The sequence below is a fragment of the Homoserinimonas sp. A447 genome, from assembly GCF_054489325.1.
The window spans coordinates 2,835,916-2,860,975 of the sequence record NZ_JBTMWW010000001.1 but is presented as its reverse complement, the minus strand read 5'-3'; the positions used below and the strand labels follow the sequence as shown (position 1 = coordinate 2,860,975).

26 protein-coding genes are annotated in these 25,060 nt (G+C 65.7%); 14 read left to right on the top strand and 12 right to left on the bottom strand.

Features of this window, described 5'->3' with window-relative positions; genetic code table 11:
• Positions 1–5: 5 nt before the first annotated feature.
• The 3 genes from sucC to ACX3O0_RS14160 form a co-directional block, all read right to left on the bottom strand.
• Positions 6–1,175, bottom strand: coding sequence for an ADP-forming succinate--CoA ligase subunit beta (sucC, locus tag ACX3O0_RS14170; protein WP_459093013.1), 1,170 nt, complete (start codon positions 1,173–1,175; stop codon positions 6–8).
• 267 nt (positions 1,176–1,442) lie between these two features.
• Positions 1,443–3,833, bottom strand: coding sequence for a bifunctional salicylyl-CoA 5-hydroxylase/oxidoreductase (locus tag ACX3O0_RS14165; protein WP_459108137.1), 2,391 nt, complete (start codon positions 3,831–3,833; stop codon positions 1,443–1,445).
• Positions 3,833–5,476: an AMP-binding protein gene (locus ACX3O0_RS14160; protein WP_459108136.1), complete on the bottom strand. Its 1,644-nt coding sequence runs from the start codon at positions 5,474–5,476 to the stop codon at positions 3,833–3,835. Before ACX3O0_RS14160 ends, ACX3O0_RS14165 begins: the two co-directional genes overlap by 1 nt.
• Positions 5,477–5,638: 162 nt before the next feature.
• Between ACX3O0_RS14160 and ACX3O0_RS14155 the strand changes: the two genes are divergently transcribed.
• The gene (locus tag ACX3O0_RS14155) at positions 5,639–6,019 is read left to right on the top strand and encodes a PIN domain-containing protein (RefSeq protein WP_459108135.1); all 381 of its coding nucleotides are present in this window, start codon (positions 5,639–5,641) and stop codon (positions 6,017–6,019) included.
• A 665-nt stretch (positions 6,020–6,684) separates the two neighbouring features.
• Here ACX3O0_RS14155 and ACX3O0_RS14150 read toward each other — a convergent pair.
• The 3 genes from ACX3O0_RS14150 to ACX3O0_RS14140 form a co-directional block, all read right to left on the bottom strand.
• The gene (locus ACX3O0_RS14150; protein ID WP_459108134.1) at positions 6,685–7,458 is read right to left on the bottom strand and encodes a DUF4386 family protein; all 774 of its coding nucleotides are present in this window, start codon (positions 7,456–7,458) and stop codon (positions 6,685–6,687) included.
• Between the two features lie 224 nt (positions 7,459–7,682).
• Entirely contained in the window at positions 7,683–8,549 is an 867-nt protein-coding gene (locus ACX3O0_RS14145; RefSeq protein ID WP_459108133.1) for an acyl-CoA thioesterase, read from the bottom strand.
• Complete coding sequence (locus tag ACX3O0_RS14140) at positions 8,546–8,983, bottom strand: cupin domain-containing protein (protein WP_459093009.1); 438 nt, start codon at positions 8,981–8,983, stop codon at positions 8,546–8,548. The genes ACX3O0_RS14145 and ACX3O0_RS14140 overlap by 4 nt, the downstream gene beginning before the upstream one ends.
• A gap of 108 nt (positions 8,984–9,091) precedes the next feature.
• Here ACX3O0_RS14140 and ACX3O0_RS14135 point away from each other — a divergent pair, with 108 nt between their 5' ends.
• Both ACX3O0_RS14135 and ACX3O0_RS14130 read left to right on the top strand, forming a co-directional pair.
• Complete coding sequence (locus ACX3O0_RS14135) at positions 9,092–9,880, top strand: IclR family transcriptional regulator (RefSeq protein ID WP_459108132.1); 789 nt, start codon at positions 9,092–9,094, stop codon at positions 9,878–9,880.
• Positions 9,877–10,272, top strand: coding sequence for a RidA family protein (locus tag ACX3O0_RS14130; protein ID WP_459093007.1), 396 nt, complete (start codon positions 9,877–9,879; stop codon positions 10,270–10,272). The genes ACX3O0_RS14135 and ACX3O0_RS14130 overlap by 4 nt, the downstream gene beginning before the upstream one ends.
• On the opposite strand, the gene ACX3O0_RS14125 is transcribed toward ACX3O0_RS14130, so the two are convergent.
• Genes ACX3O0_RS14125 through ACX3O0_RS14115 form a run of 3 tightly spaced genes read right to left on the bottom strand, consistent with a single transcriptional unit; the run spans position 10,262 to position 14,984 of the window.
• Positions 10,262–11,116, bottom strand: coding sequence for a PaaX family transcriptional regulator (locus tag ACX3O0_RS14125; RefSeq protein WP_459108131.1), 855 nt, complete (start codon positions 11,114–11,116; stop codon positions 10,262–10,264). The genes ACX3O0_RS14130 and ACX3O0_RS14125 overlap by 11 nt on opposite strands.
• Positions 11,113–12,552, bottom strand: a complete 1,440-nt coding sequence (locus ACX3O0_RS14120; RefSeq protein WP_459093005.1) for an RNB domain-containing ribonuclease — start codon at positions 12,550–12,552, stop codon at positions 11,113–11,115. Before ACX3O0_RS14120 ends, ACX3O0_RS14125 begins: the two co-directional genes overlap by 4 nt.
• Entirely contained in the window at positions 12,549–14,984 is a 2,436-nt protein-coding gene (locus ACX3O0_RS14115) for an ATP-dependent helicase (RefSeq protein ID WP_459108130.1), read from the bottom strand. Before ACX3O0_RS14115 ends, ACX3O0_RS14120 begins: the two co-directional genes overlap by 4 nt.
• A gap of 204 nt (positions 14,985–15,188) precedes the next feature.
• Between ACX3O0_RS14115 and ACX3O0_RS14110 the strand changes: the two genes are divergently transcribed.
• The 5 genes from ACX3O0_RS14110 to ACX3O0_RS14090 are packed head-to-tail and all read left to right on the top strand — an operon-like array spanning position 15,189 to position 18,505.
• Positions 15,189–15,788, top strand: a complete 600-nt coding sequence (locus ACX3O0_RS14110) for a hypothetical protein (protein ID WP_459093001.1) — start codon at positions 15,189–15,191, stop codon at positions 15,786–15,788.
• A gap of 42 nt (positions 15,789–15,830) precedes the next feature.
• A complete protein-coding gene (locus ACX3O0_RS14105; protein WP_459092999.1) occupies positions 15,831–16,130 on the top strand; it encodes a hypothetical protein in 300 nt (99 codons plus the stop codon).
• Positions 16,131–16,176: 46 nt separating this feature from the next.
• On the top strand, positions 16,177–17,451 hold the full coding sequence (locus ACX3O0_RS14100; protein WP_459108129.1) for a hypothetical protein: 1,275 nt from the start codon (positions 16,177–16,179) through the stop codon (positions 17,449–17,451).
• Positions 17,448–17,867: a hypothetical protein gene (locus ACX3O0_RS14095; protein ID WP_459092995.1), complete on the top strand. Its 420-nt coding sequence runs from the start codon at positions 17,448–17,450 to the stop codon at positions 17,865–17,867. The genes ACX3O0_RS14100 and ACX3O0_RS14095 overlap by 4 nt, the downstream gene beginning before the upstream one ends.
• The gene (locus ACX3O0_RS14090; RefSeq protein WP_459108128.1) at positions 17,864–18,505 is read left to right on the top strand and encodes a hypothetical protein; all 642 of its coding nucleotides are present in this window, start codon (positions 17,864–17,866) and stop codon (positions 18,503–18,505) included. Before ACX3O0_RS14095 ends, ACX3O0_RS14090 begins: the two co-directional genes overlap by 4 nt.
• Here the strand turns inward: ACX3O0_RS14090 and ACX3O0_RS14085 are convergent.
• On the bottom strand, positions 18,476–19,465 hold the full coding sequence (locus ACX3O0_RS14085; protein WP_459108127.1) for a glycerophosphodiester phosphodiesterase family protein: 990 nt from the start codon (positions 19,463–19,465) through the stop codon (positions 18,476–18,478). The two genes, ACX3O0_RS14090 and ACX3O0_RS14085, sit on opposite strands and share 30 nt — an antisense overlap.
• A gap of 45 nt (positions 19,466–19,510) precedes the next feature.
• Here ACX3O0_RS14085 and ACX3O0_RS14080 point away from each other — a divergent pair, with 45 nt between their 5' ends.
• The 5 genes from ACX3O0_RS14080 (at position 19,511) to ACX3O0_RS14060 (ending at position 22,322) form a co-directional block, all read left to right on the top strand.
• Positions 19,511–19,780, top strand: a complete 270-nt coding sequence (locus ACX3O0_RS14080; RefSeq protein WP_459092989.1) for a hypothetical protein — start codon at positions 19,511–19,513, stop codon at positions 19,778–19,780.
• A gap of 88 nt (positions 19,781–19,868) precedes the next feature.
• Positions 19,869–20,702, top strand: coding sequence for a Bax inhibitor-1/YccA family protein (locus tag ACX3O0_RS14075; RefSeq protein WP_459092987.1), 834 nt, complete (start codon positions 19,869–19,871; stop codon positions 20,700–20,702).
• A gap of 128 nt (positions 20,703–20,830) precedes the next feature.
• Complete coding sequence (gene cmtR / locus ACX3O0_RS14070; RefSeq protein WP_459108126.1) at positions 20,831–21,175, top strand: Cd(II)/Pb(II)-sensing metalloregulatory transcriptional regulator CmtR; 345 nt, start codon at positions 20,831–20,833, stop codon at positions 21,173–21,175.
• Positions 21,163–21,840: a cation transporter gene (locus ACX3O0_RS14065; protein WP_459108125.1), complete on the top strand. Its 678-nt coding sequence runs from the start codon at positions 21,163–21,165 to the stop codon at positions 21,838–21,840. Before cmtR ends, ACX3O0_RS14065 begins: the two co-directional genes overlap by 13 nt.
• A gap of 185 nt (positions 21,841–22,025) precedes the next feature.
• Complete coding sequence (locus ACX3O0_RS14060) at positions 22,026–22,322, top strand: hypothetical protein (RefSeq protein WP_459108124.1); 297 nt, start codon at positions 22,026–22,028, stop codon at positions 22,320–22,322.
• A gap of 190 nt (positions 22,323–22,512) precedes the next feature.
• Here ACX3O0_RS14060 and ACX3O0_RS14055 read toward each other — a convergent pair whose 3' ends face one another.
• Both ACX3O0_RS14055 and ACX3O0_RS14050 read right to left on the bottom strand, forming a co-directional pair.
• Positions 22,513–23,232: an aquaporin gene (locus tag ACX3O0_RS14055; protein ID WP_459108123.1), complete on the bottom strand. Its 720-nt coding sequence runs from the start codon at positions 23,230–23,232 to the stop codon at positions 22,513–22,515.
• Positions 23,229–23,579: a metalloregulator ArsR/SmtB family transcription factor gene (locus ACX3O0_RS14050; protein ID WP_459092977.1), complete on the bottom strand. Its 351-nt coding sequence runs from the start codon at positions 23,577–23,579 to the stop codon at positions 23,229–23,231. The genes ACX3O0_RS14055 and ACX3O0_RS14050 overlap by 4 nt, the downstream gene beginning before the upstream one ends.
• A 100-nt stretch (positions 23,580–23,679) precedes the next feature.
• On the opposite strand from ACX3O0_RS14050, the gene ACX3O0_RS14045 reads away from it, so the two are divergent.
• Complete coding sequence (locus tag ACX3O0_RS14045; RefSeq protein ID WP_459108122.1) at positions 23,680–24,987, top strand: NAD(P)-binding domain-containing protein; 1,308 nt, start codon at positions 23,680–23,682, stop codon at positions 24,985–24,987.
• Positions 24,988–25,060 lie beyond the last annotated feature (73 nt).

Genomic DNA, 25,060 nt, shown 5'->3' with positions numbered 1-25,060 from the left:
TCGTTCTAGCGAGCGGCGTTGGCGAGCTCGGCGGCCTTGGCGGCGCCCTCGTCCATGGTGGCTGCCAGGGTGACCAGCGGGTGGTTCGCCTCGGCGAGGATGCGGCGGCCCTCTTCGACCTTGTTGCCGTCCAGGCGCACGACGAGCGGCTTGTTCGCCGCGCTGCCCAGTTCGGCCAGCGCGCCGACGATGCCCTTGGCGACGGCGTCACACGCGGTGATGCCACCGAAGACGTTGACGAAGACGCTCTTGACCTGCGGGTCGTTGAGGATGACGTCGAGGCCCGCTGCCATGATCTCGGCGGATGCTCCGCCACCGATGTCGAGGAAGTTGGCCGGCTTCACGCCGCCGAAGTCCTCGCCGGCGTAGGCGACGACGTCCAGGGTCGACATGACCAGGCCGGCACCGTTTCCGATGACACCGACTTCACCGTCGAGCTTGACGTAGTTGAGGTCGTTCTCCTTGGCCTTCGCCTCGAGCGGGTCGGCGGCGGACGCATCCTCGAACTTGGCGTGCTTCGGGTGGCGGAAGCTGGCGTTCTCGTCGAGCGAGACCTTGCCGTCGAGGGCGATGATCTCGCCGTCTTCGGTCAGCACGAGTGGGTTGACCTCGACGAGCGTCGCGTCCTCACCCTTGTAGACCTCGTACAACTTCACGAAGACGGGGGCCACCTTGGAGACCAGCTCTTCGGGGAAGCCGCCGGCGCGGGCGATCTCCTCTGCCTTGGCCAGGTCGAGTCCGTGGCGGGGGTTGACCTCGATCTTGGCGAGGGCCTCTGGGCGCTCCACCGCGAGTTCTTCGATCTCCATGCCGCCCTCGACGCTGCACAGCGACAGGTAGGAGCGGTTGGCGCGGTCGAGGAGCACCGAGAAGTAGAACTCCTTGTCGATGCGTGCGCCCTGGGCGATCATGACGCGTTTGACGACATGACCCTTGATGTCGAGGCCGAGGATCTGCTCGGCTGCGGTGTAGGCGTCGTCGGCATTGTGCACGACCTTGACGCCGCCGGCCTTGCCGCGACCACCGGTCTTGACCTGGGCCTTAACGACAACGGTGCCACCGATTTTCTCGGCGGCAGCCTTGGCTTCTTCTGGGGTGTCGGCAATCAGGCCGGCAAGTACTGGCACTCCGTAGGACTCAAAAAGGTCCCTGGCCTGGTACTCAAATAGATCCACGCTGCTCATTCCAATCCGCGCGTAATGGGTGTGTGAGAGAGGGCGACCGGCACTGGTGCCGATGTGAATCGACCGTTAAAAGGCGCCTGCCAACGTTAAACTCTACCCGCTCACTTCCGGGGCTTCCCCCCGTGAGCGGCTCGGGGCCCGCGAAAGATCTACGGTTCTTGCCCTGACGGCGGTCCGAACCTCACCCGTCAGTTGCGGACAGGCTCGTACACGCACCGCATGCGGGCGGGTCCGCAACTGACGGTTCAGCGGATGCTGTCAGCGGCTCCCAGCGGACGGCGCGAGCGCGGCGGCGGGCTTCCAGCGCAGGTGCTGCACGCCGTCCTCCGCTTCGTGCCGCACCAGCTCGAGGCGCGGCCGCACGGCCTCGGTGCGTGACGTCGGTGGCTTGCGGCGACCGGGCTGGAACTGCACCGGCCAGTCGGCCGCCGGGCCAACATAGTCTTGCTCGGCTGCGGCGTGCAGCGTCCACTGCGGGTCGTAGAGGTGCGAGCGGCCGAGCGCGCAGAGGTCGGCCCGACCGGCGAGCAGGATGGCGTTCATGTCGTCGTACGAGGAGATCGCCCCCACCGCGATGACCGCCGCGCCGTGCCTCACCGCCACCTCGTTGCGGATGCGGTCGGCGTACGGCGTCTGGTAGCTGCGCCCGAACGCCGGCTTCTCTTCCTTGGTGACCTGCCCGGTGGAGACGTCCACCGCCGCGGCGCCGTGCAGGATAAATGCCTCGGCGATCGCGCAGGCGTCATCGTCGGTCAGCCCGCCGTCGACCCAGTCGGTGGCGGAGATACGCACCGACATCGGCTTGTCGGCCGGCCACACCTCGCGCACGGCGTCGAACACTTCGAGCGGGAAGCGGAGCCGGTTCTCGAGAGACCCGCCGTAGGCATCCGTTCGCCGGTTCGACACCGGCGACAGGAACGACGACAGCAGGTAGCCGTGGGCGGCGTGGAGTTCGAGCAGGTCGAAGCCGGCGTCGGATGCCCGGACGGCCGCACTTACGAAGTCATCGCGAATCTGGTCGAGCTCGCGCATGGTGAGCTCGCGCGGCACCTGGTTGTCCGGTCCGTAGGGGATCGCGGATGGCCCGACCGCCTCCCAGCCGCCGGCCGGCAGCGGCACGTCGAGGCCCTCCCACATCAGCTTGGTCGACCCCTTGCGACCGGAGTGCCCGAGCTGCACGCCGATCTTCGCCGTCGACCGCTCGTGCACGAAGTCGACGACCTGACGCCACTTCTCCGCCTGCGCATGGGTGTACAGGCCGGTGCAGCCCAGGGTGATCCTGGCCTCGGGCGAAGTGCACACCATCTCGGTCATCACCAGGCCGGCGCCGCCCAGCGCCTTCGACCCCAGGTGCACCAGGTGAAAGTCGTTCGGCATCCCATCGGTCGCCGAATACATGTCCATCGAGGAGACCACGACCCGGTTCTTCAGCTGCAGCCCGCCCAGGTTGTACGGCTGGAACATGGCGGGCACGACATCCGCACTCCCCTGCTGCTCGGCGAAGAAGGCGTCCAGGTGTTCGGTGAAGTCCGGGTCGCGCAGTTTCAGGTTGTCGTAGGTGATGCGCCGGCTGCGGGTGAGCAGGTTGAAGGTGAACTGGATCGGGTGCTGGTGCGTGTACTGCCCGAGGTTCTCGAACCATTCCAGGCTCGCCTGCGCGGCGCGCTGGGTTGAGGCGACGACGGGGCGGCGCTCGGTTTCGTAGGCTTCGACGGCTTCATCCAGCGACGGATGTTCGTGCAGGCAGGCCGCGAGCGCGAGGGCATCCTCCATGGCCAGCTTGGTTCCGGAGCCGATCGAGAAGTGGGCGGTGTGGGCGGCGTCGCCGAGCAGCACGACGTTGTCGTGACGCCAGGAGCCGTTCTTCACGGTGGTGAAGTTCAGCCACTTCGAGTTGTTCGCCAGCACCTGGTAACCGCCGAGCTCGTCCTGGAAGATCTCCTTGATCCTGGCGATCGCCGACTCGTCGCTGGCGCCGGGCGGGAACGTCATGTCTGCTGTCTGGTCGAAGCCTGCACGCGCCCAGACATCCGGATGCATCTCGACGATGAAGGTGCTGCCCTGGTCGGAGTACGGGTACCCGTGGATCTGCATCACGCCGTGCGGGGTGTCCTTGATCACGAACGTGAACGCCTCGAACACCCGGTCGGTGCCGAGCCACATGAACTTGGAGGCCCGCTGCTCGAGGTGCGGGCCGAAGCTGTCGGCGTACCGGTTGCGAATGGCGGAGTTCACCCCGTCTGCCGCCAGCACCAGGTCGTAGTCGCGGCTGAGCTCATCGACCTCCGGCGCCATCGTCGAGAAGCGCACGTCGACGCCGAGGTCGATGCAGCGCCGCTGCAGCAGGCGCAGCAACTCTTTGCGGCTCATCGCGGCGAACCCTTGCCCGCCGACCGTGAGCACCTCACCGCCGTAGTGCACGTCGATGTCGTTCCATCGGGCGAATTGCGACGCCATCCGGGAGGCGATCACGGTGTCCGCGTTCTCGATGCCGCCCAGCGTCTCGTCGCTGAACACCACGCCGAACCCGAAGGTGTCGTCGGCAGCGTTGCGCTCCCAGACGGTCACCTCGTGGCCGGAGTGCAGTTGCTTCATCAGCGCAGCGAAGTACAGGCCGCCCGGGCCGCCACCGACGACGGCGATGCGCATCAGGAGCCGCTCACAGCTGCGGACTGGCCGCTGGGCTGTTCGAGCAGGCGGAACCGCTGCAGCTTGCCGCTCGGGTTGCGCGGCAGCGAGTCGACGAAGGTGACCTCCCGCGGGTACTTGTACGGCGCGATGGTCTGCTTCACGAAGTCCTGCAGTTCCTTGCGCTTCGCGTCGTCGCCGACGACGCCCTCCTTCAGCACTACATACGCGGCAATGATGTTGCCGCGTTCCTTGTCCGGCTTGCCGACGACCGCGCTCTCGACGACGTCGTCGTGCAGGTCGATGGCGCCCTCCACGCTCGGCGCGCCCACGTTGTAGCCGGAGGTGACGATCATGCTGTCCGACCGCGCCTCATACCAGAAGTAGCCGTCGGCATCGCGGTGGAAGGTGTCGCCGGTCAGGTTCCAGCCGTGCGCAACATAGTTGTCCTGGCGGATGCCACGGAAGTAGCGGCATCCGGTCGGCCCGATAACCGCCAGGCGACCGAGAACATCCGGTCCGACCTCGTTGCCGTCGTCGTCGAGGATGGCCGCGCGGTAACCGGGAACGGCCACGCCCGTAGACCCGGGGCGGATGGCGTCGCCGTGCGACGAGATGAACACGTGCAGCATCTCGGTCGAACCGATACCGTCGACCAGCTTCAGCCCGGTCTTCTCATGCACCTCCTCCCACACCGCCGCCGGCAGGTTCTCACCGGCCGACACCCCGACCCGCAGGCTCTTCAGCAGTTCGGCATGCCCGTTCTTCAGGATCGCCCGGTAGGCGGTCGGAGCAGTGAACAGCATGGTGACGTGGTGGCCGGCACAAAGCCGGGCCAGCTCATCGGGGGTCGCTTTCTCGATCAGCAGGGTGGATGCTCCGGCGCGCAGCGGGAACACCAGCAGCCCGCCGAGTCCGAACGTGAACGCCAGTGGCGGTGTTCCGGCGAACAGGTCGTCCGGCCGGGGCTGAAGCACGTGCCTGGAGAAGGTGTCGGCGATGGCCAGGATGTCGCGGTGGACGTGCATGGTGATCTTCGGCATGCCGGTGGTGCCCGAGGTCGGCCCGAGCAGGGCGACGTCATCCGCCGCCGTCTCGACGTTGGTGAAGACCCCGGACTTCGACGCGCAGCGGGCGATCAGGTCACCCGCTCCGTCACCGCCGTAGGAGAGCACGGTCATACGACCGGCGGATGCCTCGTCGAGGTCGGCGAGAAAACGATGGTCGGCGAGCCCGACGACGGGGCTCAGCTCTTCGATCAGTGGGGCGATCTCCCTGGCGCGAAGGGCGTGCATGGTGGTGAGAACCACACCGCCGGCCTTCAGCACCCCCAGCCAGCAGGCCGCGATCCACGGATTGTTGGGACCTCGCAGCAGCACCCGGTTTCCGGGAACCATTCCCAGGTCTTCCACCAGCACCTGCGCAACCTGGTTGGCCCGCTTCAGCAGCTCACCGTAAGTCCAGAGTTCACCGGCCGGCGTCCGCAGGCAGGGAGCGTCGCTTCCGCGCTGCGCCACCTGGTCGTCGATCAGCGCGGTGGCGGCGTTCAGCCGGTCGGGGTACTGCACGTCCGGGATGGTGAACTCGAGCGTCGGCCACTGGTCGGCCGGGGGCAGGTTGTCCCGGGTGAAGGTGTCGACGTGCGCGGATGGGCTGAGCTTCATTGCTGCTCCCTGCGGATTTGTCAGTGCGGCCCCATCGACGTCATTGTCGAAATGTGACGGCCGTAACGAAAGCTACACAGAGACAAGTGTATTGAGAATGCCCACTTTGGCAATCTTTCAGCGCTACTTTCCCCACAAGGCGGCATCGGGGTTCCACTTGTCGTGTCACAAAGGGATGCGACCGTCGTGAACTGGGTGCGCACGCACAGCCAGCGTGAGTTGCACACGACCTCCGTCACACTGGCCGAAATTCGCTACGGCATCGACAGGCTGAACGCGGGTCGCCGCAAAGAGTTGCTCGCGTCCACGGCAGATGAGATCTTCGCCGCATTTGACGAGTACGGCCTCCCCTTCGATCGGACCGCGGCGGTTCAATACGCCGCTGTCGTCAGCGCACGTGACCGTGCTGGCTCGCCGATCGATGGATTCGACGCCCAGATTGCTGCCATCTGCCGCACCCACGAGGCGGTGCTGGCCACGCGCAATGTCAAAGACTTTGCAGGCACTGGAGTCGAGATCATCGATCCCTGGCAACAGAACTGACCAGGATCCCTCGGCGGGAAGGCTACTCCCACACGAGATGGGGACCGAGGTTGTGGGTGGATCTCTGGCCATCTGGAGTGTTTCGGAACTACAACAATCGTCAAGCTCCGGACTCGATGACTCGTAGCCTCAGTAAATGCGGGTATTGAAAGTAGTGCCACTCACGGCGGTATCGCTCGTATTACTCACCGGGTGCGCTCCGCCGTTCCTCGCGTGCACGGCGATCGGCTACAGCAGCGTGGCACGAATCGAACTCTCCGAACCCCGCCCAGGCCTCCACCTCGAGTTGTGCGACGGTCAAGATTGCACGCCCGGCCCGGTGGAGTCGCCGACCGAGATAGGTTCGACCGAAACGCCCGCACCCACCGGCGTCTTCGGACTGACGGGCGACAGCGCAATCGGTTGGTCTGCCACCTTGCTGGACGGTCAACCTGTGCTTGGCTACCGGCTCGCTGACGGAGACGGGGTCGTGGTTGCAGAGGGAGTCACAGCGGCCAACTGGGAGCGCATCGACGGGACCGAGCAGTGTGGTGGGAATCGACTTGCGGCGATACAGCTGACGGTCTGAGCATCACGGACAAGCTCTCCGTCCGCGATAGGAGCAAGAACCCAAGGAACCCGCATCGACCGGCACGGCACCCAAACGGGCTGTCCCTGGCCTGGTCCTAGACAGGTCTCCGCTCGCGGCCGGGACGGGATTTGACCAGCAGCACGACGCCGAGTGCAAGCCACCACAGCATTCCCAGCGGGATCAGTGCCATGGAGGCAAGCCAGATAAACCCGGGCAGGTCGATCGCTGCTGCCGTCATTAATGGCCCAGCCATGAGCATCACGAGACGGAGGCCGGCGACTAATCCCAGGACACATAACCAGATCGGAAGGGAGCGGGAGTGAGCCCCGGCCACACAGATACCCACGGACCAGACACCGAGCGCAATGAGGCCCGCACCGAGGAAACCATGGGTTCCCACCATCTGAATGGTGAGGTAGGCGGACTCGCCCCATCCGCTGTTCATCCCGTCGATGTGGAGCAACGGCCCCACCGACTCGCGCAAGACTCCGTGCATGAACAAGAACGCAGCCGCAAAAAGTCCGAGCGCGCTCAAGCTTCGGCGAGTGATACTGCTTGTGCGTGGCGCAAGCACATCTGAGATAGCGAAACTCGCCACGATGTAAGCGAGTGCCATGATGAATTCTGCGACCGCAGCCAAAGCGTAAAACTGCGGATACTGGCGCAGATAATCGAGGCTCACTGCGGGGTTGTCGGTGTCATCGAAACCGAGAACGGGCCCCATTAGCTCAAGTGCAAACATCGCGATGCCTGCGAGCCCGGCGACGATAACCGCTATCCCACCTGCACGCAATGCTGCCCGATTGGTATTCCCGGCCGCCGTCGTCTCCGACGCGGGACTGCTGTTGCGCTCGCTGGTTGCACGCATGGTGCACTCCTATGGTTGCTCCGCGCGGGCACAGATAGCGAGCCGGTCACGGTTTCGCGATGCATTGAATGCTACGCGCAAGGGCGGCCGCGCGGAATGGATTCACCAGGCTCCTCCCAGTGCCTTGACCATATGACTGGCAAGTCTTGGAGCCCGCCGCGGCCATCGGCCAGCGCATCATCGCCGCACCTGCAGGACACTCGAACCGGCGAGTCGCACCGAACTCAGGCCCCGGTGCGGATCATGCCCTCCTGAGCGACCGTCGCCAGCAGCGTGCCATCCTGCGCATAGAACCTGCCCGTCGCCAGCCCCCGACTGCGCTGGGCTGACACCGCCTCCTGGGCATACAGCACCCACTCGTCCATCCGCCCGTCGCGATGGAACCAGATCGAGTGGTCGAGGCTCGCCGTAACGAGTCCGGCATCCGCCCACGCCACCGACTGCACCCGCAGCAGCGGTTCCAGGATGGTGTAGTCGCAGACGTAGGCGAGGGCGATCTGGTGGAGACCGGGGTCATCCGGAAGCTTGTCGAACGCCTTCACCCAGACGACCTGGTGGGGCACGGACTCGCCGTCGACCTCGAAGTACAGCGGGCCGGGAACGTGCCGCATGTCGAAGCTGCGGCCGGACGACCAGTACTCCGCCGCTGCCCCGTCAACGCCTGCCAGCACCTGCGCCGAGGAAGGAAGGCTGTCGGGTTGCGGCAGACCATCCGGCGCCGGAATGGCGTATTGTTCGCCAGCCTCCTCAGCGTGGAACGAGGCCAAGGTGACGAAGATGACCTTGCCATCCTGGTAGCCCCTCACCTGCCGGGTCGAATAACCCCGGCCATCCCGAAGCCGCTCCACCTCGTAGCGCACGGGCTCGCCGATGTTCGCGGGCCGCATGAAATAGCTGTGCATCGAGTTCATCGTCTTGCCGTCTGCGACCGAACGGATGGCGGCAGCCGTCGCCTGGGCCACCAGGTCTCCGCCGTACGCTTTCGGCCACGGGACGTATTGGGTGACCGCCGTGTAGGCCTCATCGAAGTGCTCGGGAGTCGCCGGCGTGAGTTCAACCGCGGCAAGGAAGGTCTGCGAGGTCGCAGTCATGCCCGCCGGTACCCCTCGAGGGTCGCATCGTCGACTTCGGGCAGGTTGACCACGATGTTCTCAGGGGTGCGGGTGGTCAGCCAGACGAGCTCCTCCGTCGTGCTCATGTTCGCCTCGACGTGCGGCATGAACGGCGGGACGAACACCCAGTCACCCTCTGTCATGTCCAGCCATTCTGAGTAGTTCTCCCCGAAGTAGATGCGGGCCGTGCCAGTGAGCACGTAACCGCCGGTCTCGGCCTCGCCGTGGTGGTGCGGTAGCGAACGGAAGCCCGGCTCGTTGCTGACTTTGCCGAACCAGATGCGGGTGGCCGGCGTGTGCTGGATGCTCACGCCGGAGACACGGTGGGCACCGCCGGACTGCCCGGTGTCCTCGTATTCCTGGCCGGCCTTGGTCACGACCGGCACAACTCTGGTTGCCGCGGCATCGCTCATGGCAGTGTCCTTCCCTCGGTGACTATGCTCGCAAGTTACCACTTTCTCCCGCTATCTGGAATCATTGGCTCATCATCCCGCCATGCGGGAACTATCGGAGGGGCGGATGTGACGCAGACGCTGAAGTCCGTGAGCCAGGCGCTCCGGATCCTCGAGCTGCTCCAGCGGCACGACCAACTCGGCGTCTCCGAGATCGCCACCAGACTGGGCATCGGGTCGTCCACAACGCATCGCATCCTGGCCACCCTGCAGGAGGCCGGGTTCGCCCGGCAGAGCGTGCGCGGCCGCCGGTATGAGCTGGGGCCACGCATGGAGGCAACGCGGCACGCATCCGTCGTCGACCGCGTGATCGAGTCGAGCACACCCCACATGATCGCCCTGAGGGACGCCACCGGTGAGACGGTGCACCTCGCTGCGCTCGCTGGAACCGACACGAGATTCCTCGCGGCCTACGAGTCGCCGAACATCATGCGGGTCACCAGCCGGGTCGGCACGGTACTGCCGGCGCACACCACGGCGGCGGGCAAAGTGCTGCTCGCGCACCTCCCCGATGACCAGCTCACCAGCCTCTACCCGCCGGGAACCCTCACCCAGGAGACACCGGAGAGCATCACCAGCCTGGATGCACTGCGTGAGGAGTTGCGCATCGTGCGCGAGCGCGGCTACGGCCACAACCTCGCCGAATCCGAACTCGGGGTAGCGGCGCTGGCCGTCCCCTTGACCGACCCCGACCGCCAGCTAACGCTCGCCCTGACCCTCAGTGGCCCGGACTTCCGCTTCAACCCCGAGCGCACGCACGGCCTGTCAACCAGGGAAGAACACCTGCTTGCCTTGCTGCGCGACGCCGTGCACCGCATCCAGAACCACATTCCTGCCCCAACTGAAGGAGAAAGATGACCCGCCAGATCGTCAACCCACCGCACTTGGCTGTACCGATCGGATTCGCGCACGGAGTCAAGGTCGCCCGCACCGTGCACCTGGGCGGGCAGACCGCCATGGACGCCGAGGGGAAGATCGTCCCCGGCGGTGTCGTCGAACAGTTCAAGCGCTCGTTCCAGAACGTGCTCGACACCCTCACTGAGGCCGGCGGCAAGCCGTCGGACCTGGTGTCGGTGACTATCTACCTGACCGATGTCGACGACTACCAGAAGAACGGGCGGGAGATCGGCCGGCTCTGGCGAGAAATGGCAGGCACGGAGTACCCGGCAATGACCGGCGTCGGCGTGACCCGGCTCTGGCAGAAGGAGGCCCTGATCGAGATCTCCGCGATCGCGGAGATCAGCGACTGACGCTGTTGACGAGCGCAGTGGCGTGGTCGTGCGCCAGCGGGCCGATCAGTGCGTGCAACCGGGCGAACAACTGCTCCGCGACCTGGCCATTCCAGCAGTCGGGCAGCAATTCGAGCGGGATGCCCGGATCGAGGAACGGGAAGTGCCGCCAGCGGGTGAACATCGGGATGTACTGCGCGAACGCCTCCCGCCGGCGGTCATCCGTCACCACAGTCATGGCCTCCAGGTCTCGCGACCACTCGGACAGCATGTCGTCGTGCTGCGCGATGAAGTCGGCGTAAAGCTTCCCCAGCGAGTCGAGGTCCCACCATTCGGCCACCTTCTGGCGAAGCTCGCCGGGCTCGGTATAGGTCGAGCTGAAGAAGGTCACGTAGCCGCGGAGCCCCAGGCGGTGAAGGCTGTGCTCGGCCTGCTCGCGCACCCTGCCGGGAGCGATCCACACACCCGAGGTAACGGAGCCGAAGCCGAGACGCACCAACTCGGTGCGCAGGATGTGCCGCCTGGCCCGCTCGGACTCCGGCACGGAGAAGATGGCGAGCAGCCACGGGTCGTCCAGTCGGGCTCGCGTCGGGTGGTAGATGCGGGCGTCGCCGTCCGCGAAGATCTGCAGGCTCTGCGCCGAAATCGCATAGCGGGCAACGCCGTCCTGCTGCCGGCTCTCCAGCACGCCGCGACTCTTCAGCCTGGACACCGACGAACGCACCCCGGTCTGGTCGATGCCGAGCTCCCCGAGCATCCGCACAATGGCGGCCACCGGCAGGGCGTCGCCGGCCTCGCGCGCGTACAGGCCGAAGATGGTGAGCAGCAACTGCTGGCTGCGTGGCCCGTTCGAAGTTTCCGTCATGGGGCCACTCTGGCAAAGCTCACGGTGCCGCTGGGGATATCCGCCTCGACCAGCTGGGCGCGGATGCGCTCACCCGGCTGGAATCGGCCGGTGCAGCGTGCTGAAACGGCTGGGTTCTCCAACTGGATGACCCCGCCATCCTCCCCGGCGGAGATCACGGTGGCGTCGAACTCCCGGCCGACGTGCTGGCTCAGCACGGCCGCCTCCACCGCGGCGACCGAACCGTTCTCGAGTCGCGACGCGACCGACCCGGACGCTGCCATGATCGCCGGCAGGGTGGGCAGCGCATCCGTGACCCAGTCAGGCACAGGGGCGTTGTTCGCGAGCGCTTCGCACACGACCAGCGCGAAGCGGTCGACCAGCCTGCGGAGCGGCGCAGTGACGTGCGTGTATGGAGCACCGAGTGCCGACTGGATTGGCACCTCGGCGGCATCGTCGGCGACGACCGTGTACCCCGCCCCGCGGAACAGTTTGGATGCGGCGTAGATCGCCGACAACTGGTTCGGCTCCTTCGGGTCGAGGGTTTTCAGGTACTCCCCGTACTGCATCGACTCTGGCCACGGACACCCGAGGGCCTCAGTCTGCCGCCGATAGGCGGCGATGGTTTCGGCGTCCGGGGCCGGCATGGTGCGGAGGATGCCGAGGCCCCCACCAACCATGAGCTGGGCTGCCGCCATGCCGGTCATCAGGGACAGCTGGGCGTTCCAGTCCTCTACCGGCAGGCCGCTTCGGCGTTCCAGGAGATAGTGGCCGTCGCGCTGCCTGACCTCCTGGCTTGGCCGGTTGAGGCTGGCACCGCCGCGCTCACGCTCCAGCTCGATGCGCTTCAGGCCGAACTCCTTGAGCAGCATCAGCAGCTCGGATGCCGTCCCCGCCTCGATCTCGGCCTGAACCTCTTCGTAGGTCGCCTGGCGCACACTGCGGACTCGGGCTCGCGTCAGACTGACCGACACGACCCGGGCATCGACGTCCAGCCGGAACTCCCAGACGTAGGCGCCACGCAAACCGCCTGGCAGCAGGGAGGCGGCGCCCTCGCTGATCACGCGCGGGTGCAGCGGCACGCGCCTGTCGGGTGCGTACATGGTCTGACCGCGTCGACGGGACTCCGCGTCGATCGCCCCGTCGGCTCGCACGTAGGCGGGAAGATCGGCAATCGCGTATCGCACCAGATAGCCCGCGCTGTCGTCTGGGTTGTAGAGGCGCTGCAGGTGCATGGCCTGGTCCAGGTCGGTTGCACCCTCCGGATCGATGGTGATGAACGGGATGGCGGTGAGGTCTGCGGCGGGAAGCCCGGCATCCGCCACCGCGAGTTGGGCCTCGGCCTCGGCCAGTTCCGGGAACTCCTCGACGAGCCCAAGCTCCTCTCGCAACGCCGCGAATGCGTCGGCCAGCTCGCCCGCGACCGTGGTGCGCAGCTGAACCGGCGGGCGGGTCATAGCTTCTCGATAGGAGAAATCTTCACCAGGAGCCGTTTGCGTCCGGCCGTCTCGAATTGCACCTCGGCGACCGACTTGGGGCCGTTGTCGGTCACCGCGCTGACCCGGCCGTCACCGAAGTCGACGTGACGGATGCGATCGCCGACCGCCAGCTTCAGGTCGCCGTTGTCGCGCACGGTCGCCGTGACCTTGTTCGCCCACTCCGTCTTCGGTTTGTCGGCGTTCCTCGCCGCTCGCGCCAGGGCGGTCGCGCTCGGACCGCGGTCGCTGAACCCGTAGCCGGAGCCCCCGCTGGAAAAGCTCGGCCGCGATCCGCCGCCGGTACCCAAGTCGCGTCTGGCGTTGAGCGCCCGGGGCTGTGTGCCGCCGCGGCTGTTCGCCATGCCGGGAGACTGCCGCCAGTCGATCAGCTCCGGCGGGATCTCCTGCAGGTACCGGCTGGGCATGGCCACGTTGACGTCACCGAACTGTGCGCGGGTCATTGCGAGTGAGAGATACAGCCTCCGGCGAGCGCGGGTGATGCCGACGTAGAACAGCCGCCGTTCCTCGGCCGGACCGCCCGGCTCGCCCGCTGACATCTGGTGCGGAAGGAGCCCCTCCTCTATTCCGGTGAGGAAGACGGCCTCGTACTCCAGCCCCTTCGCGGTGTGGAGAGTCATCAACGAGACGGTTCCGCTCGAGTCGTCCAGTTCATCCGCCGCCGCGACCAGCGTGACCTCGGTGAGGAAGTCGAGCAGCGTGCCCTCAGGGCTGCGGGTGTTGAACTCCTTGGTCTGCGCGACCAGTTCCTCGACGTTCTCGGCGCGGGCCTCATCCTGCGGGTCGCGGCTGGCCCGCAGCGCCTCCACGTACTTGGTGCGCTTCAGGATGGCGATCAGGATGTCTGCAACCTTCGCCGTCTCAACGGATTTGCCGACATCATCCAGGATCTCGGCCAGGTCGAGGATCGCCTTGGTCACCTTCGGGCCGAGCCCCAGTTCATCCGCCTGCCTCAACGAGTCACGAAGTGTCTGCTCGCGGTGGTCTGCGTGGTTCTGCAGGGCGGCCTCCGTGGCCGGGCCGATACCGCGCTTGGGCACGTTCATGATGCGGCGCAGCGCCATCGGGTCTGCCGGGTTGGCGACAGCAGTCAGGTACGCCATCACGTCCTTGATCTCGGCGCGCTCGTAGAACTTGGTGCCGCCCAGCACCCGGTAGGGGATGGCGGAGCGGATGAAGATCTCCTCCAGCGCACGCGTCTGGGCGTTGGTGCGGTAGAAGACGGCGATGTCTTTGTAGTCGAGGCCGGCCTCGTGGAGGGTGCTGATCTCATCCGCTATGAACTGGGCCTCATCGTGCTGGCTGTACCCGGTGAAGCCGACGATCTTCTCGCCGTCACCGATCGTGGTGAACAACTTCTTGTCCTTGCGGTCGAAGTTGTTGGCGATGACCGAGTTCGCAGCGCTGAGGATGTTCTGGGTTGAGCGGTAGTTCTGCTCGAGCAGGATGACTTTCGAGTTGGGGAAGTCGCGTTCGAACTCGACGATGTTGCGGATGTCGGCGCCGCGGAACGCGTAGATCGACTGGTCGGAGTCGCCGACCACGGTCAACGAAGCGCCCTCGATGGCGCCGTGGTCGCCACGGTCGTCGTGGATGAGAACGTTGGTGTCGCCGGGTCCGAGCACGCCGGGTGCCGGCGGGCGGGTCAGCTCGCGGATGAGCGAGTACTGCGCGTGGTTGGTGTCCTGGTACTCGTCGACCAGGATGTGCCGGAACCGGCGCTGGTAGATCGACGCCACCTGCGGGAAGGCACGGAACAGGTAGACGGTCTGCCCGATCAGGTCGTCGAAGTCGAAGGCGTTCGCGCGGGCAAGATCGCGAGTGTAGGTGCGGAAGATCTCGGCGAACACACGCTCGGCCGGGTCGTTGAAGTTCGCGTTGCGTGCGTACGTCTCGACATCCTGCAGCTCGTTCTTCAGCTTGGAGATCTTGGCCGTCACGGATGAGACGGTGAACCCGTACGCATCGGCATCCAGTTCCTTGATGATCCGCTTGATCAGGGCACGCGAGTCTGCGGAGTCGTAGATGGTGAAGTTCCTGGTGAAGCCGAAGTGCTCGGCCTCGCGGCGGAGGATGCGCACGCAGGCGGAGTGGAAGGTCGAGATCCACATGCCACGTGCCGCTTCCCCGACGATCGCCTCGACCCGCTCCCGCATCTCGGAGGCCGCCTTGTTGGTGAAGGTGATGGCGAGAATCTGGCTCGGCCATGCCTCCCGGCTCTGCAGCAGACCGGCGACACGACGGGTGAGCACGCTCGTCTTTCCCGAGCCGGCGCCCGCGACGATGAGCAGCGACTGGCCGCGGTACTTCACGGCCTCGAGCTGCTGCGGGTTGAGCCCGTCGAAGAGGGGGTTCGATTCGCTGGCGGCGGCGGGGTCAAGGATGAACGTCATGTCCTCCCAATTCTAGGCTGCGCGGTGGAGCTCAGAGTGGTCGCGCCAGCGACCACGCGACCCCAGCGCCGACTGAGCCTGCGAAGTCGGACTGACTATGCTGTGAGCGGCGGTCACGAGCCGGACTCATCCGGGCTCGGGCTATTGACCCACCGGACGCCTCACAACTGCGGGCACTCGCGATCTTGGAGAGGAAGACCGGAAATGAGCGAACTGCAACGAGTCGAGTTCTCGTACGAGGTCGATTCAGACGTCTGGATTCCGCTTCCGACGCGTTGGCCCGACGCCACCTTCGGCACGAAGCAGGACTGGATCGAGTACGCATCCAGAATCTGCACAGCGCACACCAGCTGGTGGAATCCCATCGGCCGCAAGCAATGGCGCTCAATCGTCAGCACGGCTGTGCGCGACCGGAACGACGACGGCCTGGACATCGATTTCCTCCACGTGCCGGGCAAACGCGGCAGGATTATCGTCGCGACGCTGTCGTTCTCGCGGTCCGACATCGAGGAGTCCGCGGGCAGTCGGGAAGAGCATGCACTGAAAGAGCTGCCAGCGCCGCTCGCCGCCCCTCAGACCACCCCGTTCCTCTCCCCATCGATCGGGGAGGGAATCAAGCTGGTGAGCACGCACCAACACAAGAACAATGGTCGAAATTCCCCCTTGCGAGTGATCAACTACGTGTGGGAATACAACAACGTCTTCGCGCATGTCTATGCAGAACACCACGATCTCGCGCGCCTCGATGAGTTCGAGCCCGACCTCGACGAACTGGCCCGCAGCTTCCGCATCCACAACCCGTAGCCCTGCAGCGCTGCCCAACCCTGAAGCGATACGAGGAGCGACATGGCCGACGAACTGAAGATCGATACCACCGTCTTTCGGGACGCTGCCGCGGCCCTCCGCACGATCCGGGACGAGTTCACGACCGCCGAGAACAACAGCGCCGCCACCGCCGCGGTCGTCGAGCACGCGAAGCTTGGTGAGAAGATCACGGACTTCGCCTCGAACTGGGACTCAAAACGCGTGGAGTACGCCGAGTCGATCGAGATTCTCCTCGCAGATGCCGAAAAGATTGCCGACACATTTGAGACTGCCGAGGAAGACATTCGGGCTCAGGCTCAAAGCCTCGGGGAGGAACGATAGTGACTCTCTCGTTACCCCGTATGCACCAGACGCCAGGAGACAGCCGATGAGCCACCCTTCCGTTCCCGGCATACCGTCAGACATTCGGATGAGAGCTGCCGAGTATCAGGGCGTGGCCGAAGCGATCCATACCGCTGTCAGCCAGCTGACTGCGGTGCGTGAGATGCACTCGCAGACATCGCAGGCAGCGGAAGCCTTCGACGAGAAGGCGGCAGGGCTCGCCGAGAGCATTGCGCTGGCCCAGCCCCGCTACTGGGGAGTGTCGGACGCGCTCTACTATTTCGCCGCAGAACTGGAGGCGGCGCAGACCGAGGCGCGGGCTGCCCAGTCTGCCGTCGATGACGCAGTGGCCGACCGGGATGCTGCCCACCGCGCGTGGACCCGGCATCAGGGACTGGCATACTCCGCCACTGATCCCGGAGCACAATCCGTTCATGAGGCCGCCGCCCAGAACTACCAGGTGGCCTATTGGGACGCCGAGACTCAGGTCACCAGCGCCTCAACGTTCCTGGACGCCGCTATCAGTCGACGAGAGACGGCCGCTCAACAGGCGATCGCGATGATCGACGACTCCCAGGCCGGTGACGGCTTGACAGACACCTGGTGGGACGACTGGGGCGCCGGATTCACCGAGGTGATGGGCTGGATTGCCCTCACCTTGATCGTCATCGCAGCGATCGCTCTCGTTGTGGTGCTCATCATCGGGACTGGCGGGGCAGCCGCCGTGCTCCTGCTGGGGATCGTCAGCGTCATCGGCACGATCGGCACGGCGATCACCGCTCTCAACGTTGTGCTGAAGGGGATCGCCGCCGCTGGTGGGCAGACGAGCTGGGCATCCGTTGGAATAGAGGCACTCGGGCTGATCCCGTTCGGAAAGCTGGCGTCCAAATCGATCTTCCGATCGTTCGAGAAAGCCGGCGCTGCCGGAGGGGGCAGGGTTGGCGCGACGCTGGCCGGAGACCTGGCGACGACATCGCGACGCCCGATCAGCTCCGCAACCGACGACGCCATGGACGCCGCCCAGCAGGCGTTCCTGGCCAACAACATCGACCTCAAGACCGGGTTGGTGCTCGCCGGCGTGGGCAACGCAATTCCGGAACCGACCGTCGCGGGCATCCCGGTCGAGAGCTTTACGGCAGGAAACATCCCCGCCACCGCCGCTGACGGCACGACACCGCTCGGCCAGGCGCGCGAGTTCGACGCCAGCGCGACCCCGCCCCCGCTCGGCCCTGGGGGCGTACAGCAGCCGTTCAGTTTCACCTACGAATACCAGGACGGCACCGTCTCCTATGGTGGCATTCCACCGGTGGCCGCCCGATGAACCTCGATGGTCCGGGGCTGCGGGTGAGCCGCGCGACCTCTGCGACGATTCTCACCGTGTTGATCACCGGCTGGGTGCTTGTACTTGGCGGATGCGTGGTGCCATTCTTCGCGCATCCGCCTCTCACCCCGCAACCCTGGTATTTCGTGGCCTGGGCCGTATTCCTGCTCGGGCACAATGTGCTGGTCTGGTGGGGAACCAACGGCCGATTCAGGCTCTTCGGCACGGCGATCACGATGATGTGCCTGGTCGGCGCGCTGATCGCGTTCCGAACGGACGCCGCGCACCCGCTCTCGCCGACCTGGCCTCACGACGTCACGCCTGTTGCCCTGCCGGGGTTCATCGCCGCCGGGGTTCTCACCTGGGTGATCGTTGCCGTACGGGCACGCCGCACGTCGAAGGAGACGGTCGAGTGACGACGGTCGGCTACCGCCTACTGCTGCCCGAAGGTTGGGTGCGGCTCACCGTGAGGGACGGCCTCGAGGCGAACCTGGCGCGGGTGGACGGTGCACTCGATAAGGCGGGGGCGGCCGGCCTCGACGACCAGGCACGGGAACTGGTCAGCACGACCATGCGCAGTTGGGTGGCGGAGGCGCTGGCTGCCGCGGCCAGACAGAGCATCGTGCAGCTCTTTGTCCCCATCGCGACCCGCCATGAGGCGATCCTTCCGCTGAGCATCTCCATCGCGACGATTCCGGAGAAGGCAGCGGAACCGTTGGGGCGGGGAGAGTACCCGCAACGGTGGTCCGGGCATCCGTCAGACTCTCTCGAGGTGGGTTCCGGGTGGGCAACACGGTTCGAGACGGAGGAGCACACAGGCAGCGGTGAACAAGAGCTTCGACTTCGACGCCTCGACTATTTCGTCAGCGTCGGCGACGACGCCAACCCGCGAATACTGATGACCGGCACGGCATCGACAACACTGGGCGAGGTCACATTTCCCCCGGAAGCCGTCGACGTCTTCCTCGACCTGCTCGACGCGATCATGGCGACGTTCCGCTGGGTGGCGGCCGACCCGCTCGACCTAGAGGCGGGCGCGCGCCTCGACCGCTAGGTCGGGGTGGTCGGCGAAGACACCGTCAATGCCGGATGCCATGATCAGCTGGTACTCCCCCAGCCAGTCCCCGAGGGCGCCCGGCCCGTCGCCGCGCCGCAGGTTCTTGCCGAGAAAGTGGTTCTCGGCGCGCAGCGTCCAGCAGAAGACACTGAGCCCCGCGGCATGCGCGCGGTCGACGATCGTCGTAATGCCGACGGTGTTCCCCTTGTCGGAGTGCAGCAGCAGCCGCTTGTCGATGCTGATGCCGTCGACCCGCTCCGCGAGTTCGGCGAGTCCGGCATCCGTCAGCTGCGATTCGTAGGTGCGCGCGTGCTGCCCGACCAGGTCGGCTGGGGAACCGGATGCCTCAAGCAGGTAGACGAGATCACCGACCACTCCCCTGGCGCGCAACTTGTGCAGCACGCTCTCCTCGAACGCTTCCAGGGTGAGGCGCCCGTTGTCCAGCCATTCGGCCTCGCGCGCCTCGGCCGCGAACAACTCATCCAGGGGAAGGCCGATCGACTCGAAGTATGTGGCGTGCTTGAACTCGGCCACCATGCCGACCGGGCCGTCAGCGAGCAGCGCGAACAGGTCGCGCAGGCGCATGATCCCGTCCAAGCCGTCGAAGGTGGTGTTCGACACGCGGATCTTCGGCAGCCGTTCGCGCGAGCGCAGCTGCGCGAGCTCGTGCCAGGTGAAGTCCTCGGTGAACCAGCCGGTGAGTCTCTTGCCGTCGATCGTCTTCGTCGTCTTGCGGTCCGCGAATTCAGCACGGGAGGCGACATCCGTCGTCCCGGAGATCTCGTTCTCATGGCGCAGCACCAGCACGCCGTCTTTGGTGGGCACGATGTCGGGTTCGACGGCATCCGCTCCCATCGCGATCGCCAGCTCGTAGGCCGACCGCGTGTGCTCCGGTCGATAGCCGCTCGCACCTCGGTGGGCAATGACCAGGGGGCGAGTAATGCGGGCGGATGTCACGCGACAACGCTACGCGCCCGGCAGGTTCGTTGGTAATCTGCCACCATGCCCACCTGCCTGAGCTGCGGCGCGAACCTCGCCCCGGAGTGGAAGTACTGCATCTATTGCGGTGCGGTCGCGGCGACGGTCTCGCCACGACGGCGCGGAGGGCGCGACGAGTACGGTTTGACGATTCCGCCGGCGATCCGGCCGGAGAGCCTGACCGCGCCGCCCAAAACGAAGCTCGACGTGCCGCTGCTGATCGGCATCGTGCTGGGTCTTGCCGGCACCGTGCTGATCGTCTACATGGCGATCCTGCTGTTCGGTCCGAAGTAGCCGAACTCGCAGTTTTCCGGGGAACATCTTCTATACGATTGTGGTTGATACCTGAAACACGTTTGGGCATCGAAGGAGAAGACCACTCATGGCCAACCCCGCATTCAATTCGGCCTCCTACGCCGGCGCGATCAAGACCGCCCGCCAGAGCCAGCTGAGCGGCTCGGAGCTGAACAAGTTGTACAACAGCCCGACCACAGCCAGCGCATCCGAGCTCGATGAAATGTACAGCCGCCCGTCGGCGACGCCAGTCGAGACCGACCGGATGACCTACGAAGACACCATCGTCAAGACGGTCATCGCGTTCGCAGTGCTGCTCGCAACCGCCGTCGTCGGTTGGTTCGTTCCGCTGCTGATGATTCCCGGTGCTATCGCCGGTTTCGTTCTTGCACTCGTCAACATCTTCAAGAAGAAGCCGTCGCGGGGGCTGATCCTCGCTTATGCCGCCGCGCAGGGGCTGTTCATCGGTGGTATCTCGATGTTCTTCAGCGACATGTGGGAGGGCATCGTCACTCAGGCCGTCTTCGGCACGCTGGGTGTTGTCGGCGTCACACTGGCGCTCTTCCTGAGCGGCAAGGTGCGCGCCACCCCCAAGATGACCAGGATCTTCCTGGTCGCGATGGTCGGGTACGCCGCGTTCTCGCTGGTCAACTTCGGACTGATGGCGTTCGGCGCGACCGACGGCATGTTCGGTGCACGTGAATGGGAGCCGATCCCCGGCGTACCGCTCGGAGCCATTCTCGGCGTCCTCGTGGTGCTGCTCGCGGCCTACTCGCTGGTGATGGACTTCGAGTCCATCAAGGCCGGCGTCGAGGCCGGCGCTCCCCGCGTCTACGGCTGGCAGGGTGCCTTCGGCATCATGGTGACGGTCGTCTGGCTGTACCTGGAGATCCTCCGCCTCCTCGCAATCCTCCGCGAGTAGCCCTCCCCGCGCTGGAAATTGACTCGCCGCTCCAGAAGTTTCTGGGGCGGCGAGTTGCTTTCTACCGCGGCGACACCTCTTCGGCGGACCGCTTCTTGTTAGTTCAGTGCATGCTGTATAGTCAGTGCATGCTGACCATTGCTACACGCATGGATGTGATGAATCGTCTTGGTCGCGCCATGGCCGATCCGTCCCGCTCCCGACTACTCATGTCACTCCTCGACGGTCCGAGCTACCCTGCAGTGCTGTCGCGAGAGCTCGGCCTCACGCGCTCCAATGTCTCAAACCACCTCACCTGCTTGCGTGACTGCGGCATCGTCGTTGCTGAACCCGAAGGCCGGCAGACTCGCTATGAGATCGCCGATCCGCACCTGACGAGGGCGCTCACTGCCTTGGTCGATGTCACCCTCCGTGTGGACGAGAACGCGCCATGCCTCGACTCGTCATGCACCGTCCCCGGATGCTGCGAATGACCACGGTGCGAACCGTCCCGCCTGAGCGCCGCGAGGTGCTCCATCGCCGGGTGCGCTGGATCGTCGGCTTCACCATCACATACAACGTGGTGGAGGCGGTCGTGGCCATCAGTGCGGGCGCCGTAGCCTCATCCGCCGCTCTGATCGGGTTCGGCCTGGACTCCGTCATCGAGGTGCTGTCTGCCGTCGCCGTCGCCTGGCAGTTCACCCGGGAAGATCCCGAGCGCTGGGAGAAGGTGACCGTGCGAGCGATCGCGATCGCCTTCTTCGCACTCGCGGCCTACGTGACCCTCGACGCGGTGCTGTCGCTTACCGGCGTTCAGGCTGTCGAGCACAGCCCTCTCGGCATCGCCATTGCGGCACTGAGCCTCGTTGTCATGCCGGCCCTTGCCTGGTTCGAGCGGCGCACCGGCGATGAACTCGGCTCCGCCAGCGTGATTGCCGACTCCAGGCAGCTTCTGCTCTGCACCTATTTGTCCGGCTCGGTGCTCGTTGGACTTGTGGCCAACTCCCTGTTCGGCTGGGATTGGGCAGATTCGGTCGCCGCGTTAGTCATTGCGGCCCTTGCCGTGCGTGAAGGACTCGAAGCGTGGAAGGGCGACATCGAGTCTCCCTTAGAACTCCTCTCCGACAACGACGATGGGGAGGTGAACACCAATGCCTGAATGTTGTGACCCTGCGGTCTGCACCCCCGATGGATGCGACCCGAGCTGCACCTGCTGCTGACCTGACGCCGAAGCCCTCATTCCACCCTGTCAAGGCGAGTGAGGCTTCGCCTTCAGCCCCTCGTTAGCCCCAGTGATTCGAGCGGCAGTACCATCGAGGCACAATGGTGCTTATGGACATCCAAGTGCTCCACATCGACGATTGCCCCAATTGGCAGGAGACCGGGGCGCGCTTGACTGCGGCTCTCAAGTCACTCGGGCGCGACGACGTTGAAGTGAGCTATCAACGTATTGACGACTCGGATGCTGCGGACCGAACTGGGTTCGCGGGTTCACCGACGATCATGGTCAACGGAGCTGACCTCTTTCCTTCCGATGGTCGCACGAGCGATCTTGCATGCCGGATCTATTTCACTCCACAGGGCCTGGCCGGAGCCCCCACTCAGGTGCAAATCCTTGACTCCCTGGCTGCGGCGCTGTGACGGAAAGCCTGTTTCAGTGCACCTGCTGTGGTCGTACCCTCAAGCGACGTAAGTTGCACGCATTGGGCGAAGGCTTCATCTGTCGTCGATGTGGTTGGTACGTGGCACTGCGATGGCGCAAGGATGGCGCTGACGAATGGCCCACGGCATAGAGTGACGAAACTGCGCTGTCTCGATTAGGCAGCGCAGTTCACTTGGTCGTGGATGCGGGATCGGGCGAGGCCACACCAGCGGCGCGTGACACGGGGTAGAAGTAGCGCACCAGCAGCAGGCCGGCCGCCCCGCCGATCAGTTCGGCGGTAATGAAGCCGAGCGACGAACTCGGGGCGATGCCTGCGAAGCTGTCGCTGAACATCCGCCCCACCGTGATGGCAGGGTTGGCGAAACTGGTCGAACTGGTGAAGAAGTAGGCAGCGCCGATGTAGGCGCCGACCGCTGCCGGAATGGCGGATGCCCGGCCGGTGCGGGCCAGGGCGAAGATCACCAGCACCAGACCGGCCGTCGCCACGATCTCGGCGAGGAAGGTGCCGCCGGTCAGGCGTTCCTTGGTGCTCCAGGAGACGGCTGAGGCGCCGAACATCAGGTTGGCGAGAACAGCCCCACCGATGCAGCCGACGATCTGGGTCGGGATGTATACGGCGGTGTCGCGCCACGATCGCAGGCCGATCGCCGAGTCAACGAGCGACACCACCGGGTTGAAATGGGCGCCACTGATGTGGATGAAGAGGAGGATGAGCACCGGCAGCGCGAGAGCTGTCGCAAGGGCATTCTCCAGAAGCTGAAGGCCGACATCGCTCGGTGAGAGACGCTCCGCAGCAATCCCGGACCCGACCACGACGGCGGCCAGGAGGGCACTGCCGAGGAACTCGGCCACGACCCGGCGAAGGACCGCGGAGTTCAGCAGTCTCACGCGGTGACGAGCAGGCGGGAGATCGAGTCAAGCGCTCCCGGCACCAGCCGGTAGTAGGCCCACGTTCCGCGCTTGGACCGGGTGAGGAATCCCGCATCCATCAGGATCTTGAGGTGGTGCGAGACCGTGGACTGCCCGAGCCCCACCGGCTCAATCAGGTCGCAGACGCAGGCTTCCTGACCTTCGGATGCCGCCACGATCGAGATCAGCCGCAGACGCGCGGGGTCGGCGAGGGCCTTCAGCGAGCGAGCGAGGTCGTCGGCCTGGTCCGCGGTGAGTGTCTCGCGGGTCAGCGGCGCACAGCACGCTGCTGCTTCCATGACGGGCGTGAGGGTGAGGGTGGTCATGGCAACATCGTAGCGCTATATTGACAACCATCGATGAATGGCTGCATAATCCTTCTATATCGATCATCATCGATGCATCCAGACTCGAAGGGCCCCACCCATGACACTCGCCGACCTGGCCATGCCGACACTGCGCGACTCCCGACTCGACGGCCTGCCCGTCGCCATCATCGGCGCGGGTCCCATCGGCCTGGCCGCCGCAGCGCAGCTTCACGAGCGCGGCATCGACTTCGTCATCTACGAGGCCGGCGGCACCGTGGCAAGCAGTATGGCGTCGTGGGGCCACATCAAGCTGTTCTCCCCGTGGGAGCTCCTCGTCGATCCGGCCGCCCGGCGCATCCTGGCACCCACCGCCTGGCAGGAGCCGGATGCCGCACGCCTGCCTTCCGGCGCGGAGCTGGTCGAGCAGTATCTGCTGCCCCTTGCCGCATCCGACGCCCTCGCATCCCACATCGTCACCGGGACGACAGTCGAGGCGGTCAGCCGGCAAGGCATGGACCGCACCCGCTCGAACGGCCGGGAGACCACCCCGTTCGTGCTGCGGATGGTGCACAGCGGCGGCGCTCGGGTCGAGATCCTCGCGCGCGCCGTCATCGACGCATCCGGAACCTACGCCACGCCGAACAGCCTCGGCTCCAGCGGGCTCGACCCGCTCGGACTTCCCGAGGTGGCCGACCGGGTCAGCCACGCGCTCCCCGACGTTCTCGGATCTGAGCGCGCACGTTTCGCGGGCAAGCACACCACCGTGGTGGGCGCAGGGCACTCGGCCGGCAACACCCTCCTGAATCTGGCCGAGCTTGCCCGTCAGGAAGCCGGCACCAGTGTCACCTGGGCCATCCGCAACCGCTCTGCCGTTCGCGTGCTCGGCTCAGCCGACGACGAACTGCAGGCTCGGGCGTCGCTGGGCGCCCGAGTGCAACAGCTGGTCGAGTCCGGCGACATTACCGTCATCGACCGGTTCGAGATCACCGAACTGCGGCAAGCGGATGGCCGCATCCGGGTCATCGGCAACCGCGGCGGCGACACCGAGCACTTCGACACCGACCTGATTGTCAACGCCACCGGGTTCCGGCCGAACCTCGACCTGCTCCGGGAGGTCCGGCTGGACCTCGACGAGATCGTCCAGGCACCGCGCGCCCTCGCGCCCCTGATCGACCCCAACGTGCACAGCTGCGGCACAGTCGAACCCCACGGTTTCGCCGAGTTGCAGCAACCGGAGCCGAACTTCTTCATCGCCGGAATGAAGAGCTATGGCCGGGCACCCACCTTCCTGCTGGCCACCGGCTACGAGCAGGTGCGCTCGATCGCCGCCTGGCTGGCCGGAGACGTGGCGTCGGCTCGCGCGGTGCAGCTCACGCTTCCGTCCACCGGCGTCTGCTCAACTGGCGACCCGGGTGGATGCTGCTGAAGTGAACATTCGGTGAACGCACACGGGCCAGGTTGCCTGCCCGGTCGCGCGACCGGATACTGATTACATCGAT

Coding starts and splice junctions, on each gene's coding strand:
- ACX3O0_RS14150 (WP_459108134.1), bottom strand. CDS start 7,458: ATGCGTGCAACCAGCGAGCGCAACAGCAGTCCCGCGTCGGAGACGACG.
- ACX3O0_RS14065 (WP_459108125.1), top strand. CDS start 21,163: ATGCTGCGAATGACCACGGTGCGAACCGTCCCGCCTGAGCGCCGCGAG.
- cmtR (WP_459108126.1), top strand. CDS start 20,831: ATGCTGACCATTGCTACACGCATGGATGTGATGAATCGTCTTGGTCGC.
- ACX3O0_RS14095 (WP_459092995.1), top strand. CDS start 17,448: ATGAACCTCGATGGTCCGGGGCTGCGGGTGAGCCGCGCGACCTCTGCG.
- ACX3O0_RS14160 (WP_459108136.1), bottom strand. CDS start 5,476: ATGAAGCTCAGCCCATCCGCGCACGTCGACACCTTCACCCGGGACAAC.
- ACX3O0_RS14145 (WP_459108133.1), bottom strand. CDS start 8,549: ATGACTGCGACCTCGCAGACCTTCCTTGCCGCGGTTGAACTCACGCCG.
- ACX3O0_RS14100 (WP_459108129.1), top strand. CDS start 16,177: ATGAGCCACCCTTCCGTTCCCGGCATACCGTCAGACATTCGGATGAGA.
- ACX3O0_RS14130 (WP_459093007.1), top strand. CDS start 9,877: ATGACCCGCCAGATCGTCAACCCACCGCACTTGGCTGTACCGATCGGA.
- ACX3O0_RS14050 (WP_459092977.1), bottom strand. CDS start 23,579: ATGACCACCCTCACCCTCACGCCCGTCATGGAAGCAGCAGCGTGCTGT.
- ACX3O0_RS14045 (WP_459108122.1), top strand. CDS start 23,680: ATGACACTCGCCGACCTGGCCATGCCGACACTGCGCGACTCCCGACTC.
- ACX3O0_RS14120 (WP_459093005.1), bottom strand. CDS start 12,552: ATGACCCGCCCGCCGGTTCAGCTGCGCACCACGGTCGCGGGCGAGCTG.
- ACX3O0_RS14140 (WP_459093009.1), bottom strand. CDS start 8,983: ATGAGCGATGCCGCGGCAACCAGAGTTGTGCCGGTCGTGACCAAGGCC.
- ACX3O0_RS14080 (WP_459092989.1), top strand. CDS start 19,511: ATGCCCACCTGCCTGAGCTGCGGCGCGAACCTCGCCCCGGAGTGGAAG.
- ACX3O0_RS14125 (WP_459108131.1), bottom strand. CDS start 11,116: ATGACGGAAACTTCGAACGGGCCACGCAGCCAGCAGTTGCTGCTCACC.
- ACX3O0_RS14110 (WP_459093001.1), top strand. CDS start 15,189: ATGAGCGAACTGCAACGAGTCGAGTTCTCGTACGAGGTCGATTCAGAC.
- ACX3O0_RS14105 (WP_459092999.1), top strand. CDS start 15,831: ATGGCCGACGAACTGAAGATCGATACCACCGTCTTTCGGGACGCTGCC.
- ACX3O0_RS14075 (WP_459092987.1), top strand. CDS start 19,869: ATGGCCAACCCCGCATTCAATTCGGCCTCCTACGCCGGCGCGATCAAG.
- ACX3O0_RS14165 (WP_459108137.1), bottom strand. CDS start 3,833: ATGCGCATCGCCGTCGTCGGTGGCGGCCCGGGCGGCCTGTACTTCGCT.
- ACX3O0_RS14115 (WP_459108130.1), bottom strand. CDS start 14,984: ATGACGTTCATCCTTGACCCCGCCGCCGCCAGCGAATCGAACCCCCTC.